Raw genomic sequence first — 18,968 nt, 5'->3', positions numbered from 1 at the left:
AGGAAATAGAAGCATGATCAAGAACTGGTCAATCATCCGGGCGATCCTCTTGCGTCTCGAAGCCGCAAGCACTGCCAACACCGCACTGAACGCCCATCAACTTCCAGAGTATCCAGAACAGGAGGTTGCTTACAACATGAGGCTGCTCAGTGAAGCCGGCTACATCAAGGCGGATATTCTGGAATCCAAGTCAGGAGACGGACGGATTGCAGCCGCCATAGCAAGAGGTCTGACCAACAGCGGCCATGACCTGTTGGATACCATCCGCAACGACACCGTGTGGGCCAAGATCCAGGAGACATTCAAGGCCAAGAGCATCGACATGACCTTCGATCTTGTGATCACAGTTGGGAAGAGGATCATGGAGAGCCTCCTATCCTGACTTTCGTCGCCATCGGAGTCATGGCCACGGGCAGCCTGCCGATCGCGGATCCCCAACGGATCTTCGGCGATGGCTGAACGGAGAGTTCGCTCCCCGGCAGTGACCCCACTTCCGATCGCATCCATCAGATGCGCTTTGAGCCTGTGGATCGAAAGGATGCCACTCAACTCTCGGTCACATTGCCTTTGGAAACAGAGGTAGCCACTCGTCAAGACGACGGCTCTTGTACTCCACGGGCCCCGAGGCCCACAAAAGGGGAAGGGACGCCTTGGGGACCGAGTGGACAAATGCCAATGTGAGGCCCAGGCTCCACATGCCCAGGCCGCATTTGTTCAGTTTTGCTTCGGCCCAGTCTTTGTAGTCTGGTCTGCGCTGCTTCATCACTTCGATGTAGTTGACGAAGAGCTGGCGACCGACATTGGCACAGAAATCCCGAGCTTGTTCCGCCTTACCGGCATGGCCAATCCCATGCTGCTGGAAAAAGTACGGAGAAACATGCTCCATTGGTGGGCCGTTCGCCCACAGGTCGGCGCTGGCGTGCTTGCCTGTGCGCATACCCTCAAGCAGATCTTCAGACACCACCTTCAACTCAATGCCGGACTTGATCTCGACGTTGCTGAGTCCCTTATCTGCCAGAAAGCGTTCAACCAAGGCTCTGCCATAGTCGGTTGCGATGCCGTAGACCAAAGACAGCTTGAGGTCTTTGAATTTCCCCGGATCGGCCAAGGGCTTGGTCTTCTGGCGATTTTCGTCGCGCAGACCCAGCATGCTTTCCAGAACACCCACAGTTTCCGTTGCCGTCCAAAGACCATCTTCGAACAACGCGATCTCTGTATGGCCTTCGTCCACCGCATTCGCCGGCGCATCAAATACCTTCCGCCCAGAACTGCCTTTGTTGATGATGTTTGCAACGACCTCGCCACTCTTGCCGTGGCTTCGAGGATCGCGATTGACGCAAAGCGCCGCAGTCTTGGGGATGTCGGCAGTCAGGAGCCATTCACCGAGATTCGGTTGCTCATACAGATGGACCCGCGCAAGGATCGAACTGCCGAGCCATGGCACGCCGAGCTTGGTGAACTGCTGAAGCCAGCGGTCGATGTATTGGGCATCGATCGCACCATGAGACCACAGTCGCAGCGACTCGGTGGCTCCTGCCCGAAGCGTCAGCCCGCAATCACGTACAAGTTGTTCAGCCTTGCTCGGTTGCCCCTTTTTATCGCTGGATCGGAGCAATATTGCGCGGGCATGCTCCATGTAGGTCAGCGGAAACTTCTTGAGTGTCGAGCCCAGGAAGTATTTGGCCCCGACCTCTCTGGCGACACAAAGAATGGGTTCGCGTGTGGAAGCCGTTGGTGGTGTTTTTGCAGGCGCCGTCTTGTCAATCACGCGATAAAGCACATCTGTATGCTCATCACTCTCCAGATTGACGGTCAGGATCTCGACGAATCGCTCCAGATAAGAGGGATGTACCTGCGATGCGATGTTCTGCCGAATCGCCGCAGCATCCTTTTCCTCGCAAACAACCACGAGACGCCGCATTTCCTGGCGCCCTAGTTCAGTTTCGCGTCGAGCAAAGCCCCTGCAGGTATTTTCAGCTCCCTGAGTTCAGCAATACTCATCAAATCAACTGCAGCATGGACAAGCTGGCGAAGCTTGGCCGCGTCATCCATCGGGGTTGGCGCGCTTGCATGTTCTGCCTGGCCAGCGGGTCCCGGAGCGACGGGGCGCGTGGATTTACGCATTCGCGCTCTGGCAACGATTTCAGCCGCCTTTGCCTCGCCAACGCCGGCCTCGATGAGGGCATCACCCAGACGTTTTGCGATGTGCTCAAATCGGACGCTGTCCCATTTCCGATGAATTTCTTCATCTCCGGACGGCAAAATCCTTAGTTCATTGACCCAAGCGCTATAAAAATCTTCCAGGCCCAGAATTGCTTCAAGCTGGGGCCGGACAGCTTGGTTTGGAATTTCGCTCAGGAATTGGTGTGCGAGACTCCTGTAATCTTCCGTGGTCAGGCGTGGAAGCTCTTTGAATCCTTCTTCTAGGGAAACACCAAGAGCAGCGGATCTTATTCGCCCCTCGGCATTCACCCATATGCCAGACTTCACGGAGGGGTTGGAGAAAAACTGCCATAGCTTCGAGCCAGAGAGTTCCTCACTGGAAACAAGGCTCAGTGGCGTCAATATTGTGGACGCCGGATGAATGGCATAAGTAACGTCCATGTCCGTCGAGCCATCTTCTCTCAGAAGATGGCTCAATTGCCCTGCGACAAGGTTTCGCAATGAGCCAACGTCGCGCAGGGATTTCGGCCGAATCGATTGAGCAACCAGTAGCCCAAGCTGAGAGCCGAGTAGCCGGGGACCGGATTTCAGCCATCTGACCTGCAATTCGGACCGGATTTTGTCAATCTCGGAAGGTTCGAGTCGCAATATTTGCATAAGGGGACGCCACAATGAAAATCACCTCATAGCGCAAACGCTAGAGGTGATGGTGTTTTATCGGCTAACAGTGGCAGCGTGACGAAAGCCGAATAGTTTTTCGTCACGGGAGGGGTAACGACCTCCTGTCGCTCAACCGGAAAAATACCGGTGCTTTGTCATTAAGCTTGTGAGCTATCCCCTAGCATCGCTCTTGGCCGAGGAACGCTTCCAAGAGAGGAGTCGACCACAGGATTCGACTCAATAATCCAAACGTACTTGAAAGCATCTCCGTACGCGCCTCTGCGCAAGGTGGTCGTCTCGCGAACCCCTTTTGGATGACCCGAGTATGGCAGCCAACGATAACTTATGTCAACGGTCCTCTTATCCCCGCCCCACGGCGTATCCGGCCATTCATGATCCAGTCAGCGGCCCAACGACGTAGCGACACCGTCTGGCGAAGCACAACGTCCTCTGCATCGCTCTTCGTGTCGCGCCCATAAGCGGGCAAGGCCTCAGGGCATGAACAAGAAAGCGCTCAGCCTGACCCGAGCAAGAGTGCGCCGAGGCGAGCTCAGCATTGGCTGGGAGCCGATCAGCCAAACGCTCGCTACTTTGCGCGTCCCCCGACGTCCAGATATCTGAAGAACTCGGACGGCTTCATTTCCAGTCCAGTCACGATCCGCATGATGTTCGTCAGCGACAAATTTCGCTCACCTCGTTCGACGCCGCCCATGTAACTGCGGTCAATGCCGATGTGGTCGGCGAAGGCTTCCTGCGAATAGCCCCGGGCCTTGCGTTCGGCACGCACCCCGGCACCAAAGACCTCCAGGGGATTCTGTGCGACCGCGCGCGTCTTCGTACTCATGCCGCGATGTTCAGAGTACGCGGTCTAAAGCACTACGGTCAATAAGTACGCGGACTTTCAGTTCGCGGACTATCCGTATCTTTTTGATATGATTTTTGCGACCAGTTTTCCGCGCCTGCTCGCCGCTGGATTCATCGCGACGGGTGCGGGGACGTCCACTACAGGAATATCCGACCATGACACTCCCGCTGCTGGCGATGCTCGCAGTCGCACTGGCTCTCTTCTACTGGGCCTGGATCGCATCGCCGCGGTCAATCCAGACTGGGCGCGAACAGCTCCTCCGGGAACAAGGCCAGGCAGCCGGTGCAACCTTCTTCCCGGTCGATCCCCGGCGGATGCTGGGCGACTGGGATGGAACCAGCATCCTGTTCGACCCGGACGCCCGCAAAGCCTGCATCGTCTTTCGTGGGAAGTCAGCGTTGACGGTCGACTTCGAATACTTCCGGACCTGGCAGCTCCTGTGGACCGAGGACTTCAGGCAACCGGCGATTTGGCGCTTTCAGCACGTGCATTTCCTCTTCGAAACCAGCGACTTCGATCGCCCGACGATCCGCGTGGCCGTGCCTTCCATCCCCTATGGCGAGGCGTGGAACTCCAAACTTTCGATCCTGATGTCCTGAGCTTTGTGAGATTGAAGGGGCAACCGATGTGAAGCTGCTCATCCTTTCGGACCTGCATCTCGAGTTCGGTACCTTTCTCGTTCCGAAGGCCGACTGCGACGTCGTGATCCTTGCCGGGGACATCTCCGTGCCCGGCTCCAAGGCCATGCGCTGGGCTCGCCGGAGCGAGAACTTCGGAGAGACGGTCCCCATCCTGTTCGTGCCCGGCAATCACGAGTTCTATCAAGGCGTCCTGCAGACTTCGCTCAAGGAGATGGCGCTCACCGCGAAGGCGTGCGATGTGCATCTTCTGGCGCCTGGCGAGGCTGAGATCGCTGGCGTCCGGTTCTTGGGCTGCACGCTGTGGACCGACTTTGAACTGCCAATCCAGGTCAAGGTTGGGCCTCTGGTCGATGCCGAGCGGGCCATGAAAGCGGCCAAACTCCATCTCAACGACTACTCGTCAATCCGGTGGGCAGAGATGCCTGAGCCTTCCGATGCATCGACGACGACCAAGCCAAAGAAGCGGCGCCTGACACCGGAAGACACGCGCGCGCTCCACCGGGGTGATCGTGCCTGGCTGGCCCGGAAGCTGGCGGAACCGTTCGACGGTCCAACGGTGGTTGTGACCCATCATGCGCCGCACCGGAACTCGCTCGCACCGCACTATCAATCCGACTGGCTGTCCCCAGCCTTCGTGAGCGAGCTTCCAGACTCCTTCTTCGAAGTGCCCTCGCTTTGGATTCACGGTCACCTCCACGAGAGCTACGACTACCAAGTGGGCAACTGCCGGGTCGTGTGTAACCCCAGAGGCTACATGCGACATGGTCGTGATGTAGAGAACAAGCGATTCAACCCGGGGTTGGTGGTCAATCTATGAGAGGCCTCAATGCCCCACCTCAATGCGCCTGACAGGAACGAGGCCTTGACCGCGGCGGTCCAGACGGTCGAACTCATCGCTTTCCTGAGCGACAGGACGGGCGGCCACCAGGTTCTGTCGCTGGCGAAGTTCATCGAGATGATGGGCCTGGATATCGCTTCGTTCGCCAGAGAGGCGCACGTCCACCGAAGCACAGTCATTCACGCTCCCGCGGCGCAGAGCATCCAGTCGCATATTCGCGCCAACTTGCAAGTTCTGGCCGCCGTGGCAGCGGTCTCGGGAGACGATCTCCAGGGCGTCATCCTCCGCTACAGGAACGAACCACTCGCGCCGTTCAACTACAAGACGGCTGAAGCGCTGGTAGCCGAAGGGCGGGCCGCCGATGTGCTCAATCTCCTGGAGTCCATCCAGGCCGGGTTCGTTGGATGACATCCCCGCGCACCACTCACACTGGTGACTCCAGCGACCTGCTGTTCCTGGATATCGACGGCGTACTGCATCCCGTCGGGACGGACTACTCGTTCAGCAGCAGGTTCTTCAGCCATTTGCCACTGCTGGAGGAACTGCTTCGGGAGTTCCAGTCGGTCAACGTCGTCATTTCATCGGAGTGGCGACTCGTCGAAGGCATCGAGCGGCTGCAGCGGTACTTCAGCGATGACATCCGGCACCGGATCATTGGCGCCACGCCGCAGATCGACCCCGATGCGATCGTCGACTACCGACGCCAGTTGGAGATTCAGGTCTGGCTTGACGGCAACGGCCGCAGTGACACAGAGTGGGTCGCACTCGACGATTGGCCCGGCAGCTTCGAAGCGGGCTTCGAACGGCTCGTGCTCACCGATCCGAAGCTCGCGTTCGGTCAAGACAGCTTCCAGGAACTACGTTCGCATTTCCTGCGCTTCACGAATGACTGATGAAGTGCCGTCCGGTAAATGAAATGAAACCAGGCATCTCATCAGATCTCCACGTGCAATCCGGGCACGGACAACCGAGACCCAAGCTGATGTTCTTTGGAGACCCGCATGGCGGTCTCGAGCCAGTAATCGCCGCAGTCGAGCTCCTTCGCCCCGAGGCGATCGTACTGCTGGGTGACATCCAGGCGCGTCAGCCCCTGCATATCGAACTGGAGCCGGTCCTAAACCTGACCGAGGTCTGGTTCATTCCCGGGAACCACGATACCGATTCAAACGCCGACCACGACAACCTATGGGGATCGGAGCTCGCGAATCACAACCTCCACGGGCGCATCGTCGAGATCGCCGGCTACAAGATCGCAGGGCTGGGCGGCATCTTCCGCAGCAAGATCTGGGATCCGCGACAGCCAATCGAAGAGGCGGCGTTCCTGTCGAGCGATGCCATGCGCCGAACCATGAAGCGTGAGGAGCGGTGGCGCGACGGGATTTCCCGCAAGCACCGTTCCTCCATCTTTCCGCACGCCTATCAGCAACTGCTGCGCAGCGGACCCGCGGACATCCTGGTGACGCACGAAGCGCCGGCGGCGCATCCGCATGGCTGGCAGGCGATCGACAAGCTGGCCGAAACGCTTGGCGTCCAATTGGTCATCCACGGTCACCACCACCAGGACATCGACTACGTCGCGGAAGGCTTGATGACCGCAGCGGCGCCATTCCGTGCCTTCGGGGTCGACATGGGCTCCCACCTGGCGTGGCCTCTAGTTCCTTCAGAAGGGGCAGGGTCAGAGAGCCTTCCTCAGGACTTGCTCGACCTCGCGGCCCAGGCGTTCGGCGAAGCCGCTCAAGCCTGGCTGAACAGACCGCACGAGTTGCTGGACGGCCAGACGCCTGCTGCGTTCGCCGCCAAAGGCGATTCGGAAAAGGTGCGACGAATGCTCATCGCCATCCAACACGGCGGTGTCGTATGAGGACCGACACGAGCAGACCGCGAGGCCCGGCATGATCCTGTTCCTCGACTTCGATGGCGTTCTGCATCCGGAAGGAGAAGATCACATCCTCAACGGCGGTGTCGACTTCTGCTTCCTGCCGCGCCTGGAAACGCTGCTGCGCGAATTCCCGCACGTGAAGATCGTGATCAGTTCGTCCTGGCGCGAGCAGCTTCTCTACAAGACTCTGCTGAAGCCGTTCTCCAGCGACATCCGGGCCCGGATCCTCGGCGCGACACCTCATTCAGGCTTCGGCTTCCCTCCACCGTACGGGCAGCGCGAAGGAGAAATCCTCGCCTGGCTCCAGATCCACGATGCGGTTGATGAGCCTTGGGTCGCGCTCGACGACGCGTACTGGCAGTTCAACTACTGCAAAGACCACTTGGTGACGTGCGGCTCGTTCACCGGCTTCGACAACAAGGTCAGTACTGAGCTTCGCGCTCGCTTTGAAGGGATCTCCCGATGAAACTCCTGATCCTTTCCGATCTTCACCTCGAGTTCGCGCCATTCGAGCCGGAGCCCAATCTCGAATTCGATGTCGTCATCCTCGCCGGCGACATCCACTCGCCAGCCAAGCGCGCTGTCCAATGGGCGATGGATCGCTTCCGCGGCAAGCCCGTGGTGTACCTGCTCGGCAACCACGAATACTACGACGGCCGCCTGGACACGACCCTGGCCGAGGCGCGCCGCGAAGCGGAAGGAACCAATGTCCATCTGCTCGATGGTGACGAGGTAGTGATCGATGGCGTGCGGTTCCTCGGCGCGACACTATGGACCGACTTCGCGCTCGCCATCGAGACGCCCGAAGGACTCATCAGCGACGCAGCACGCGCCATGAAGATGGCGACCAACCTGTTGAACGACTACACACTGATCCGGGCACCCGACGAGTCGGCGGAACCCGACACCTGGCGTCACAAGCAGGGAAGAAAGCTGCAAGCGGCCGACACGCTTCGGATTCATCAGGTGCAGCGTGCCTGGCTGTGCGAGAGGCTGGCAGCACCTTTCGCCGGACCGACAGTGGTGGTGACGCACCACGCGCCCCATCGTGGCTCGCTCGCGCAGCGCTACGCCAGCGACTGGTCCTCGGGCGCCTTCGTCAGCGAGCTTCCAGAAACCTTCTTCGATGTGCCCGTGTTGTGGTTCCACGGTCATACCCACCAGCGGTGCGACTATCGCGTGCGCAATTGCCGGGTGGTGTGCAATCCCCGCGGCTATGTAAATTGGAGCGGTCGGATCGAGAACAAGGCGTTCGATCCTGGCCTGATCATCGAGCTCTTGCAAGATAGCGACTAGAGATTCTTGAAGGACTCCCGCTATCGACACAGCTCGCGGGGGCTTCTGGACCATGGATCCATGTCATGCGCTACCGAATTGGATGTCGGCGTCAAAGTGGCGCTCTCTGGCATCTTCCTCGCGGACGACCAGCTGCGCCTAGATTCTTCCTTCGAACTGCTCCGCAAACTCGGACAACCCCACCTTGTCTTCTGCAAACGCAGCAAGTACCTTCTCATCTTGCGCAGTCAAAGCTCGATGATGTCGGGAAAAGTGGTCGCGTATCGCCTCTGCTCCATGTGCTCTATCTGCAAGCGACATCATGTCAACGGCGACGTCGAGCTTCTTCAACTCTTCTCGCAACTTGCCAAGCGAAACCTTGTCCACCTCTTTCTCCCATAAAAACGAGCGAGAGGAAGCTTTCTCCAGAATCATCCAGATGAAACCCGCGCTGTCTACTTCTTGGGTCCAGAAATATTTTTGACTTCGAGATTGTCGACCGCGAGTTCGGAACTTCCGATGAACTCATCGTATTTCGACTTGTGTACCGCGAAGGTGTAGAGGATGGCAATGCCGCCTTTGATGGTTGCCATGTACCGCGTGTAGTAGTTCGAAATTTCAGAGTTGAAAAGCGTGGCATCGACCCACACGCTGTCTCGAATCTTTCGCTGTCTGGGCGCATGGGTCATGGAAACGCCCGGGGTTTTTGTCTTCGCGTTGAGGTGCTCGACGTATTTTGAGAGACTGTCATCCGGCCCTGCGAACTTGGCCGTCATGATGATGATGGCCGGTCTGTTGCGCCGCCCCCCGGGTGGCGAGCACACAAACTCGGTCCCCTCCTGCTTGCAGCTCCATCCGTCTGGCAGATAGAACGCAATGTAGCTGTTTTCGAATCGCTCCGAACCATAGGATGTCATCGTCGCCATCATGCAGGCGGCACAGACCATCATGTAGAGCATGCGGCTCCACATCATGCGATCCTTTCAGGCATGTCGACCACAGGCGCCTGACTCGCCCCCCACCGGTTCGCCAGGGCTTGCCAAAGTTGCGCCTCAAGGTGCTCATCGACGTGGCGACGATATTCTTCGTACAGGAGACAACTTGTCACGACGGCAATTCGGGAGCTGCGTGTATGCAGCGAGGCCTGCAGATCCGATGGCGGTCGTGCATCAGGAGATTGCTTCACTTCCCAGTTCGCCACGACGAGTACATTGCATTGCACCCCATCAAGCCGTGCCAACAGCAGGTCGATATGGAATTTACAGATGGCTTCTGCTTGCACGAGTGCAACGACCACGAACTCGAGTGTATGGGGAGAACTCAGAATCGGGCCAAGCGCTATCGGTTTTGACGAATCGCTCGCGCCCAGCGCGACGAGCGTCTCTGCCGCAAGTCGAACCATCGCGGCGTGGTCAGACTCGGTCAACAGACGGGTGAAGTGCCTCGACTTCGCAATGTCTTGCTGAAGAGTAACGGCGCTAGACGCCAACTCCGCTCTTTGCCCCTGTATTTCGCCAAGCTTCGCATCGGCCTCCCTCGCAGACCTTAGGTCGAACGACAGCATCCACGCTGGGTCCGCCGACGAAAGCCGCTGTCGCCAGCTGTACTCCCTCACGAAGCTGTCACTTACACGGTGGTCCTCCACGTCGGCGGCAACAGACAGAAGTCTTTCCCTTAGATCCTCTGCCGCCTGTTGGGGCATTGAACGCGCCAGATATGGGAACACGCCGGCGAGACGGGTGTCAGTCGCATAGGTCGCTTGCTCGGCGGGCGAGAATTCAAGCAATGCGAAATGGGTGAAGAAATCGCGTATCCGGTCGTGACGGAAGCGAACTTCCTGAGCGTTCGCTTTTCCCGAGGGATCGGTGAATGTCCTGACGTTTGCAAGCTTTGCATAGATGAGTCCGGCCACTTCGGGCTTGAATGGCAGCAGGGAAAGGTCTTCCTGGTCCTTCAGGCGTTGTTCAAGTAGCGCCTTGGAAAACCCCGCGATCCGAAACTCGGATTGCGCGGCCATCTGTTGCCGCACACCATTGAATTGCTGCTGCTCCAAGGAAAAGAGTTCCGGCACGCCCCCTCTGGACAACAATAATGCAACCGAAGTGAGATCCATGGGATTTGCCAGGATTTCGGCCAGTGCCTTGGTTTCGTCTTCCGAGTTGGGTTTGGCCCAGGTGTCCTCAAGGAAGGCCTTCGCGACACTGCGGAACCGGTCTCCTCTGATCGGTGCATCGGAGCTCAGGACGTCCTCGCGAGAAAGCAGAAACTGGGTGATCTGGCTTCGATCCAGAGGAAGCAGTTCGTAGGTTTCGATGCTGCTGAGCCCGCGCAACGGGATCTGGCTTGTCACCATGATGTTCGCGTCCGGATACGACGCCAGGAATGATGTAATTGCCTCCTGGGTCGCGAGGTCCACCTCGTTATATCCATCGATGTAGACGGACATCCTGCCAGCGTAGATGACCGAACGCAGCAACTTCTGGTCGCCTCCGACATCGAACATTCGTGCCTGGATTTCCGCTTCCACACCCTTCTTGCACTCGTCGGCTCGCAGATAGACGATAGCCCCTTCCCCGTCAGCCACTCGACGCGAGAGCCAATTGCGCAAGTAACTGGATTTCCCCAGCCCTGACTTTCCCTGCAGAAGCACCCTCCCGCGATGTGTCTTCAGCGCATCAACGATAGGCACTGCGTTGGCATCCGTCCCGACGGCTATGCCGACGCCGGCCGCCTTGTGCTTGACCAAGCTTTCCGCGAAATATGCCTTCGTGTCTAAGGCTTCGGTGCCGCCACCGACGAGACCTTTGAGAAAGAGCTCCTTGAAGGGGCTGAAGAGCCGCTTCCTGGCAAAGGGCACGTAGAGCAGAACAAGATCCATGTAGCCCAACCCGAGCAACTTGCGCACGACGGGGTTCCAGAAGACGATGGACTGCAGTCGCTTTGACCGCGGGTACCAGAGGAGGAGAACGCCCCAGAGTGTGAGATGCAGAGCAATTACCCCCGGAATGGCCAGTAGAGCCAGGACGAATCTGCGCATTCGGTGCTCTGCCAACACTTGACCCGCTTGCGGCGCGTCGATCGCCTTGAGTGCTTGGCTCCACCAACCCAGCATCGCCTGCCCTGCGGGCGTATAGGGCTCAGCGGGCGCGGCGTTAGACACCAGGGTTGCCATCTGACTCTTTGTAGCAGAGGTCGCGGAGCCAAACTCGGGCGCTTCCCAAAGCGTCCTGAGCGTCGGAAGCGCATTTGCGCTCTCAGATGGTCTCAGGCCCGCCCAGTTCCGCGCTAGGAACGCGACCGGCGTTGCCGGCTTGAACAGCAGCACGGCACATGCTCTCAGTTCATCGGACGAGTCCGGCTTTGAAGCTGCGGCGCCGAAGATGTTCCCCGCCACAGATAGCGGCGTCTCCTTTGCTGTTGCCAAGACGAAGCAGCCTTCCCCCGGAGCCTCCGCCCAATTCTGCAGCTCTGAATAGAGGAGGGCGTGCCTGAGATTGACCTTTACCAAGCTCGAAAGGAAAAGAAGCCTGGTGTTGAGCGTGATGTCTTGTCGCATCACGAAGACGTGCAATGCTTCGTCCGAAGGTTCTTTCAGCGTATTTGCACTCAGGGCCCCACGCAGAATCTCGCGAGCCCATAACCTTGCCGCGATCTCCGACACGGTTTTGTCATCGCTCACCAAGGCATCGCTGAAGGCGTTCTGATACTGAGCAAGCCGCCCTCCTGCCGCTATCGCCAACAAGGCTTGCGCACGAGGAACAGGAGGCGTTTGCCGGGAACTGGCAATGGACGCCGCCGTCATGAATGCCGTATCGGGGGCGCTGCGATCGGCTTGCAGAACGCGCAGGTGCCAGCCAAGCTGCGAGAGATCTTTGGGGACCGGCTTTTCCCAATATTTCAACTTCGAGAGTGCGCCAGGCTGGGGGGCAATCTGGGCCAGGGTGAATTCCTTAGCAGAGGCCGCGTCCTTCGTAGCTATTCGTGCCGCGGCCGCCGGCCCCAAAGCAGCGCTCAACGCATCGGACCCGTGATTCCATCCGACGAGGCTTCCTAGGCCTTGTGTCACCAATGTGCCCAGCGCGGCATTCATATCCTCGCTCTGCCCGACTTTGCTGAGGTAGGCATCGATGGATTCACCCATATCGCGAGAACACCCATGAGGCGCGCGAACAGCCCGTTGCCAAAACTTAGCGAGCGTCGGAATGCCTATCCGAGCCTGCGCCCCCAAGACCGCCAATTCGTACTCAAGCTTTGCACAGGCTCCGGTGTCGTTCGTTTGAGCAGCGTATAGATCCAATGGATAGTTGGCCACAGACCTGCTCGCCGATGGCGGCGCGTGACGCACCCAGGCCGCAGTCATCTCCGGAGACCAGATCCGGGCCGCCTCCGTTGCGTCAATCCGCTCGTACTGGGCCTCCAGCACACCCGGATCGCGCTGCGCAAGGATTCGGTAGGCGCTGTTCCAGTCATCTAGGTGACCTGCGCCCTTGAGCTGTTCGACTCCGAGCTCGGCGATTCCCTTGGACCAGGGAGTGCCGTCTCGGCCGAGCGCGACGAGCGCAGCCCGGGTAGCGGCCACGTCCTGCGAGGCGAACGCCTGCCTAAGGAGGGGCTCCGTCACATCTTTGTCAAGGAGGAGCAGGACGGTGAGGGCAAGGCTCCTCCTCTGCACGGCGAGCCCGTCGGTGGCCGAAGAGTCGCGCCACACCATCAGTCGGTCGACGACTTCACGCAGATCTAGTGAATGGGATGCCAGCAAATCGGCCAGCTCACGCCTCGCATCCTCATTCAGGTTTCCTGCATCCAACGCGTCCATTGTTACGGTAACGACGCCTTGAGGCAGCCTGCGGAAACCGGGCGAATAGGCGGCCAACGCAACAACCTTTTCGGATGAACCGCTCTTGGATTCGACAGCGTCACGAAGCTGCTGTTCGAAGTCCATGGGAACGAAATCACGAAGCTTCCGAAGATTTAGGACATTCGAATTACGCAAGCGGTCCTTTGCCGCACTGCTTGCGGACGCCTCCAGCGCACGAGCTAGTGCGTTGTCCTTGGCGAGTCGCACCACAATCTCATCGACAACCTCAGTGGGTGCATTTTCCAGCAGCTCGACCAGGCCCACAGCAAGATTGGGGTCTTCTGATGAGAGCGCCGCGGTCCAACCGTCCGCAATCCGAGCGGCATCTTGCCTAGATACATCCCGGATCACCTCCAGTCCAGCGACTTTTTCCAGCGGAAGGAATTGAAGCTGCTTTTGCGCACCGACCTGCTGCGCCTGTGCGCTCCCGACGCCGACGAGCAGAAGCGTAAGCACCCTCTTCAGAGTGAAGGCCCCGAGAGTCGTGAGATTCGCTCTACACAGCATCGTCCCCTCCGATCAAGTAGTAGCTGCTTTCCCAATGCGATAGCGACCAGCTCCACCCTCTTTACTCGCGGCATTCCTGATGAGCATTCACGAATGAGCGACATGTTCATCCGTTTCTTGGAGACCTCTACGCTTCCTGCGAAGGGATATCTTGAAGCCCTCGGCCGATTGTTCGCAACTGAGACCTCACCGAGGCAATGCAAGCCATGGGAACGCACGGGCCCGCGCGTTAGGTCGCGCCTCATTGGATAGTGACAAACTCAGTTCATTGAGTGTGACAGGGAAGCGAGCAGAATCGACAGCCATTCACTTGGCGATAAAAGGCCCGAGCCGCTTGCACCGCAGGCTGACAGCTGGCATGCCAGCCCAAGGGCTGAACATTTGACGGATGAGGCCAATACTGGCAGCCCTCCGCGTGCACTTCATGGTCTCCATTCGCTTGCTCGGTCTTGTTAACACAGTACTGCGGCATATCTCACTCCTTTTGTAGCTGCGCAGACCAATTTATTCCCACATCGCTTGCGGCAACTCCCGCGTTCATGTCATTGACATCCGGCCCGATATTGGGCTTGGCGTCACACAATGCGCCGGTTCACCTGAGAGGATTGAGCCGCCGTCGTTTCAGCCTCGCTCAGAGGCTGGATCACCCGGGGCGCACGATGGTCGAGCCGATCATGGCCGTACTCATTGTCAGCGCTCCGTCCGCGTCCGATAGCGCTCTGCGATGGATGGGTGTGGATCAATGAGCTCGGCGACACATCCTTGGCGAAGAGAATGGAGATGCCATTCAGTCCGCAGAGATCGTTCTCGGCAAAGCCTGGCACGCAGAATTGCTGCATAGCCCCTGGGAGCAACGCCAGGACGCGATCACCGACTGAGTCGTTGGCCATCTAGTTCCGGCTCGCGCCTCTGACTCTCATCACTCCGAGCTGGCCCGCCGCAGAAACCACTCGCAAGCTCGCCGAGCGCCACTCCGACACGCAGCGAATACGCTCTTGTTGCGCATCAGCCAGAGCTTTCTGGATGCTGAGAATCTCAAGCACATCGGCGGCTCCTTCTCATACCTGCGTCGCGAACTTGCCAACGAAGACTGCGCGGTACGCAGCAAGGTATCCGAGGCTTCCAGATTTCTGAGCGCGGCGGCAGCGTCCGAGTAGGCCTGAACCACCTCCATGGCCACGCGATGCTCCACGTCCAGCAGTTCCGCTGCACGTTGTTCGACCAACGCGTCAGCACCTCGAACCTTGTACGTTCGCGCGAAGCCCTCGAAGATCGGCAGGTTCAGCGTGACCCCTACCAGCCGCTCTCGTGTCGGCGTCGAGTTCAGGCCCTGGCCAGGCCGCCCGTTCTGGTAGAACGAAGCCGACAGTGTGGGTCACTTCTGGATGGAGATCAACACGGAGTCCTCAACCAAAGGTGGAAAACAGTGATGGCGCAGTTCGCGGCGCCGGTTTCGGGATGAGGATTGGGGCGCCCATGCACGGTGTCGTGCATCCAGATCTCCATTTGCGACAGGTCAGTTTTTGTCGGCCCGCTTTGGAGTTGGTATTCCTCCTTCTTGCCGTTCCCGCTGAGATGATTCTTGAGGGCCGTCGGCAGGGTCTGGGTTGTCTTGCGCACGTAACCGAGCATCATTGCTTGCGACATATCCCATGCATAAAGGCCATCGACATAGCGCTTCAGGCCTTTGCCACAGTAGTTGGCCATCGTCTTGCCTGGGTCAATAACCTTCGCCTCTATGAAGAAACCATCGCTCATGGGACTTCTGCCGGGCTCGGTCCTGCGCCGAAAGAAGAAATCAGGAATCGTGTCGAAAGCCGACTGGCCGTGCTGAATCTTCTGGTGTGACGTGTTCTTTGTATTGTAGGAGGGGAAAGGATCCACGGTTTCGCTCAGGAGATGAAGGATCGGGCATCCGTTCCAGAGGGCCACATCGCCAATCAACTGGTTGATCTTCTGAACGATCGCTTGAGAAAAATCATCCTCTACAAAAACCGTAGTCGCCTTGGCTAGCCAGGCAGGATCGCTGTTCAGGCGCGCCCAGACTTCACGCAGAGCCTGCTCGATGGTGTAGATCTCCAGGCTGGAGAATCTCGTAACTCGAGGCTCCAGTGCGCCTTCGTCCATCATCGAGTTAGCCATGCTTTACAACCGCCTCAAGGTTGCGCAGCAGATGGTCGCTGTGCTGGCTGATGACGGTTCGCGCGCAAAGCCGGGCTCGCGAAAGCGTCCAGTATCTGTACTGGGCGAGCATCGCGATGCCGAGATGACCCGGCCCCGCTTCGGCAAAGATCTGCGTGGAGCCTGACTGCCGACCCAACTCGATCAGCCAGCGGTGGAGCCAAGGCTCAACAGCCTGGTTGCCGCAGGTCACATTCAGGAAGCACCATGCGCCATTTGGCATCTCGTCGAACGTGATCCTGACAGGTGCATTGACGATGCTGAAATGCGCCTGCAGTCGCTCGCCCAGTTCGGCAACGAAGCTCCTGATTTCAACCGCCGTCGGCGGCCGCTCGGCGGCGTCCCGTCGATCCGAGTATGTCAAGGACACCGACAACGTATCCTTGATGACTTGCTGATCGGCTTTACTAAGCCCGTAGATGTCGGCCACACATTCATCCACGACATCCCACGGACATTTCCCCATCTCGATCGCAAGAGAGGTCAATCGCACCCACTTCAGCTGCTGTTTTGTGAGTGCACTCAAGGGCATCACAGGAAACGAATCGACGTCTTCCTTCTGCAGCGTTTCCCGCTCGATTCCGAATTGCGAGCTCGTCATCAAGGCGTTGTAGATGAACAATGCGCTCGCTGTCAGCACATGAAGATAGCGCACAAGATCGTGGGACGCCCCTTCACGCAATTGCGCTGCCGAATATCCAAAAAAGGATTCGGAATACGCGACACGCTCCCGAAAGATGAAGCCCACGCCATTGTCCCGCTGGTACTGAATGGAAACGGGGAGCACCAGCAACGGTGGATCGTAGATCCCGGGATCTCGAGCCCGCTCCACCTCATCGTGATCAAACCCATCCAGTTTGGCGACGTCTACGGAGAAACCCAGGTTGACCCGTTCCTTCCTGGACTTGCGCAGATCCGGCCATCCCTGCATCTCCGGTGCAGGCTTGGGGTTGTCGCCAGCAACCTTATAGCCCTCTCCAGCCATCAAGCCTTCGCCTTGCCAATATGCTTTGAGCGTAGGAAGGTTGCGCCGACGAAGCTTCGCCAAAAGGTCCGCATCCAGGGAAGTACCGCGGAAGAGAATCTTCAGCAGGTCTGGTTGCGAGGACAGCCTTGCGAACTCGACTGGCGTGGCACTGGCGTAGTCGACGCGCATGGTGCCGGACTCATTCAAGCCGGACTCGATCTGAGGACTGAGAAAGTGAAACGCGTCGTTGGCGCGGGGCACCCGGTTATGCGCGAACAACAGGCACCACTGGGCCGTCACGTTGGGCCAGACGGCTGTGTTGCGCAGGGCCGTGCCGTTGAGGATGCCGGTCACCCGCAACGCGCTGAACAGCGCATTGCGAGCATCCGCCCCAGTTCCCTCGCGATTGAAGAGCAGGCGAGCGTGAAGGGCGAACGCGATGACCCCGTTGTCGACGGTCCACTCCATGGCGCGCCATACAAACGCGAGGTCCGGCCGTGCGTCAGCGTTCTTGAAACGACTGAGCCTATCGAGCAGCGTCGGCTCCTCCGACGGTGCTGCCGAGCGTGCCGCAGCCACTCGTTTGACAATTTCCTTGACCGCCAGATTCAACCGTTTTGCGGCGTCTCCCTTCCAGGATGTCCACGGCGGATTCGATATCGTCAGGTCGTATTTCTGGTCATGCTCCGACGTGACCGTAGGCCCGAGGCTTCCGAGAACAAACGAATTGGGATGCGCCTCCTCAGGCCCCCGCGTCAGCAAGAGGACATGCCCGATCATCGGATCGAAAGCGATGTCTTGCAGGTCATCCGTATCCGGATCGAGCTCCAGCGCGGTCAGATACAGGCTCAACGCGGCAAGCTTGAGCGCCGAGTTGTTGATATCAAAGCCGCGGAGCTGACCGTAGAGGATTTCGCGCAACCGCTTGCGCGTTGGCCGGCCATTGGCCTCCCACTCTGCCGCGACCAGCCGCCGCAATGCCAGGACGAGGAAAACGCCCCCGCCCGCTGCGGGATCGAGGATCCGCGCTTCGTTCTTCGCCCTAGTTCGAATGGCATCAAATGCCTGGTCGAGAATGAACCCTGCCACGGACCGAGGGGTGTAGTGAATGCTCTCGGCCTTGGCCAGCTTGGTTTTGTCCTTGTCCTGCGCAACAGGCCCATGGGCATGCGCGAATTGCTCGTAGACCTCGCTGAGCAAACCGGCCGGCACGTGCGCGAAGTCAATATCGCCCCACGTCTCCCTGATGAGCAGTTGGCCGTCGGGAGCATGAAAGAGGATCCGGGCGAGCGGTTCGAAAGCCCGGTCATCCACACGTTCGATTTCAGAAAAGAATGCAGCGTAGTTGTCGCTCGACAACTCCAGCAACTCGCCATTGAAAGTGTGGTCAAGCCATCGGCAGGTTTGCGCGGCATTCTTTGCGTTATCGAAGCACGTGACATGGTCGCCCGGGAAGTCGGGAAACGTGGTTCGGTTCATGATCCCGCGATCGACCAGGAATCGAGCGAAAAGCGCGCGCCCCACCAGCGACAGTACGTCATCCACGCGCCCGACCAACGCAGGTGACGCCAGCAATTGGGTACTTGCATTGGTGACCAGCTTCAGGAGTACGTCGTGGAAGACTTGGCCTATCGCAGCCTGTTGCGATGCACGGGCATCCAATGCCCCCCAGCCCTTGATCGCCAGGTCCTGTATGAACGTGGGCCGACCGACCTTCGCCGGCTCGACTGTGACCCCTTCGGGAAGAGAGCCCAAGCCGAGCGAATAGATGGTGAGCACACCGGGCTTGCGAACGGCCAGCCAGGCAACATCGCCCCGGCAGGCAAGCCTGGTACGAAGCGCCTCAACTTCATGAGCATGCCCTTCGGGCCCGCCGGCCAGCGAGCTCGAGTCAACGACATAGAGAATCGGTTTGCGCTCGTACTCGACGACAGCCGTGGGTTGAACGCGCCGACTGCTACTCCACGACACGCTCACGCCACGCGTCAAATCCAGGTAGGAGACATTCTTCGCGGACGCACGATCCAGTTCATGGACGGATGAACGAGGAGCGCCCAGTGCCTCCAGCTCATTGAGCAGTTCGGCTGAAACGGTCGTGCCCATTGCGTTCTTTCAGCGTGCGACTGGTCGAGAA

Annotated in this window: 18 protein-coding genes; 8 read left to right on the top strand and 10 right to left on the bottom strand. The window is 58.8% G+C overall.

Annotation, left to right across the window (positions count from 1 at the left end):
• The first annotated feature begins 13 nt into the window (after nucleotides 1–13).
• On the top strand, nucleotides 14–382 hold the full coding sequence (locus BMY35_RS28490; protein ID WP_093206359.1) for a DUF2513 domain-containing protein: 369 nt from the start codon (nucleotides 14–16) through the stop codon (nucleotides 380–382).
• Nucleotides 383–556: 174 nt separating this feature from the next.
• On the opposite strand, the gene BMY35_RS28485 is transcribed toward BMY35_RS28490, so the two are convergent.
• The 3 genes from BMY35_RS28485 to BMY35_RS28475 form a co-directional block, all read right to left on the bottom strand.
• On the bottom strand, nucleotides 557–1,921 hold the full coding sequence (locus BMY35_RS28485) for a phosphoribosyltransferase-like protein (protein WP_093206358.1): 1,365 nt from the start codon (nucleotides 1,919–1,921) through the stop codon (nucleotides 557–559).
• 11 nt (nucleotides 1,922–1,932) lie between these two features.
• Nucleotides 1,933–2,604 (bottom strand): hypothetical protein, encoded by a 672-nt coding sequence (locus BMY35_RS37945; protein ID WP_143080767.1) that lies wholly within the window; start codon nucleotides 2,602–2,604, stop codon nucleotides 1,933–1,935.
• A gap of 805 nt (nucleotides 2,605–3,409) precedes the next feature.
• Nucleotides 3,410–3,667: a helix-turn-helix domain-containing protein gene (locus BMY35_RS28475; RefSeq protein WP_093206356.1), complete on the bottom strand. Its 258-nt coding sequence runs from the start codon at nucleotides 3,665–3,667 to the stop codon at nucleotides 3,410–3,412.
• Between the two features lie 176 nt (nucleotides 3,668–3,843).
• On the opposite strand from BMY35_RS28475, the gene BMY35_RS28470 reads away from it, so the two are divergent.
• The 7 genes from BMY35_RS28470 (at nucleotide 3,844) to BMY35_RS28440 (ending at nucleotide 8,342) form a co-directional block, all read left to right on the top strand.
• Complete coding sequence (locus BMY35_RS28470) at nucleotides 3,844–4,287, top strand: hypothetical protein (RefSeq protein ID WP_256229888.1); 444 nt, start codon at nucleotides 3,844–3,846, stop codon at nucleotides 4,285–4,287.
• Nucleotides 4,288–4,315: 28 nt separating this feature from the next.
• Entirely contained in the window at nucleotides 4,316–5,146 is an 831-nt protein-coding gene (locus tag BMY35_RS28465) for a metallophosphoesterase (protein ID WP_093206355.1), read from the top strand.
• A gap of 9 nt (nucleotides 5,147–5,155) precedes the next feature.
• Nucleotides 5,156–5,575 carry a DUF2384 domain-containing protein gene (locus tag BMY35_RS28460; protein WP_256229887.1) on the top strand — a complete coding sequence of 140 codons (420 nt, stop codon included), beginning with the start codon at nucleotides 5,156–5,158 and terminating at the stop codon, nucleotides 5,573–5,575.
• Complete coding sequence (locus BMY35_RS28455; RefSeq protein WP_093206354.1) at nucleotides 5,572–6,060, top strand: HAD domain-containing protein; 489 nt, start codon at nucleotides 5,572–5,574, stop codon at nucleotides 6,058–6,060. Before BMY35_RS28460 ends, BMY35_RS28455 begins: the two co-directional genes overlap by 4 nt.
• 89 nt (nucleotides 6,061–6,149) lie before the next feature.
• Entirely contained in the window at nucleotides 6,150–7,028 is an 879-nt protein-coding gene (locus tag BMY35_RS28450) for a metallophosphoesterase (protein WP_256229886.1), read from the top strand.
• Nucleotides 7,029–7,059: 31 nt separating this feature from the next.
• Nucleotides 7,060–7,512 (top strand): HAD domain-containing protein, encoded by a 453-nt coding sequence (locus BMY35_RS28445; protein WP_093206352.1) that lies wholly within the window; start codon nucleotides 7,060–7,062, stop codon nucleotides 7,510–7,512.
• The gene (locus tag BMY35_RS28440; protein ID WP_093206351.1) at nucleotides 7,509–8,342 is read left to right on the top strand and encodes a metallophosphoesterase; all 834 of its coding nucleotides are present in this window, start codon (nucleotides 7,509–7,511) and stop codon (nucleotides 8,340–8,342) included. The genes BMY35_RS28445 and BMY35_RS28440 overlap by 4 nt, the downstream gene beginning before the upstream one ends.
• A gap of 138 nt (nucleotides 8,343–8,480) precedes the next feature.
• Here the strand turns inward: BMY35_RS28440 and BMY35_RS37940 are convergent, their stop codons facing one another.
• The 7 genes from BMY35_RS37940 to BMY35_RS28400 all read right to left on the bottom strand — a co-directional run bounded on the left by BMY35_RS37940 (nucleotide 8,481) and on the right by BMY35_RS28400 (nucleotide 18,937).
• The gene (locus BMY35_RS37940) at nucleotides 8,481–8,756 is read right to left on the bottom strand and encodes a hypothetical protein (RefSeq protein ID WP_218153026.1); all 276 of its coding nucleotides are present in this window, start codon (nucleotides 8,754–8,756) and stop codon (nucleotides 8,481–8,483) included.
• Between the two features lie 20 nt (nucleotides 8,757–8,776).
• Nucleotides 8,777–9,280 carry a hypothetical protein gene (locus BMY35_RS28430; protein WP_143080765.1) on the bottom strand — a complete coding sequence of 168 codons (504 nt, stop codon included), beginning with the start codon at nucleotides 9,278–9,280 and terminating at the stop codon, nucleotides 8,777–8,779.
• A gap of 11 nt (nucleotides 9,281–9,291) precedes the next feature.
• On the bottom strand, nucleotides 9,292–13,635 hold the full coding sequence (locus BMY35_RS28425; RefSeq protein WP_143080764.1) for an NACHT domain-containing protein: 4,344 nt from the start codon (nucleotides 13,633–13,635) through the stop codon (nucleotides 9,292–9,294).
• 626 nt (nucleotides 13,636–14,261) lie between these two features.
• A complete protein-coding gene (locus BMY35_RS28415; RefSeq protein ID WP_093206346.1) occupies nucleotides 14,262–14,576 on the bottom strand; it encodes a hypothetical protein in 315 nt (104 codons plus the stop codon).
• Between the two features lie 29 nt (nucleotides 14,577–14,605).
• A complete protein-coding gene (locus BMY35_RS28410; protein ID WP_256229954.1) occupies nucleotides 14,606–15,013 on the bottom strand; it encodes a TolC family protein in 408 nt (135 codons plus the stop codon).
• 65 nt (nucleotides 15,014–15,078) lie between these two features.
• Nucleotides 15,079–15,828 carry a hypothetical protein gene (locus tag BMY35_RS28405; protein ID WP_093206344.1) on the bottom strand — a complete coding sequence of 250 codons (750 nt, stop codon included), beginning with the start codon at nucleotides 15,826–15,828 and terminating at the stop codon, nucleotides 15,079–15,081.
• On the bottom strand, nucleotides 15,821–18,937 hold the full coding sequence (locus BMY35_RS28400; RefSeq protein WP_093206343.1) for an N-6 DNA methylase: 3,117 nt from the start codon (nucleotides 18,935–18,937) through the stop codon (nucleotides 15,821–15,823). The genes BMY35_RS28405 and BMY35_RS28400 overlap by 8 nt, the downstream gene beginning before the upstream one ends.
• Nucleotides 18,938–18,968 lie beyond the last annotated feature (31 nt).

The sequence above is a fragment of the Variovorax sp. YR750 genome, assembly GCF_900109805.1.
GTDB lineage: Bacteria > Pseudomonadota > Gammaproteobacteria > Burkholderiales > Burkholderiaceae_C > Variovorax > Variovorax gossypii.
This window is presented reverse-complemented; position numbering and strand designations above follow the sequence as displayed.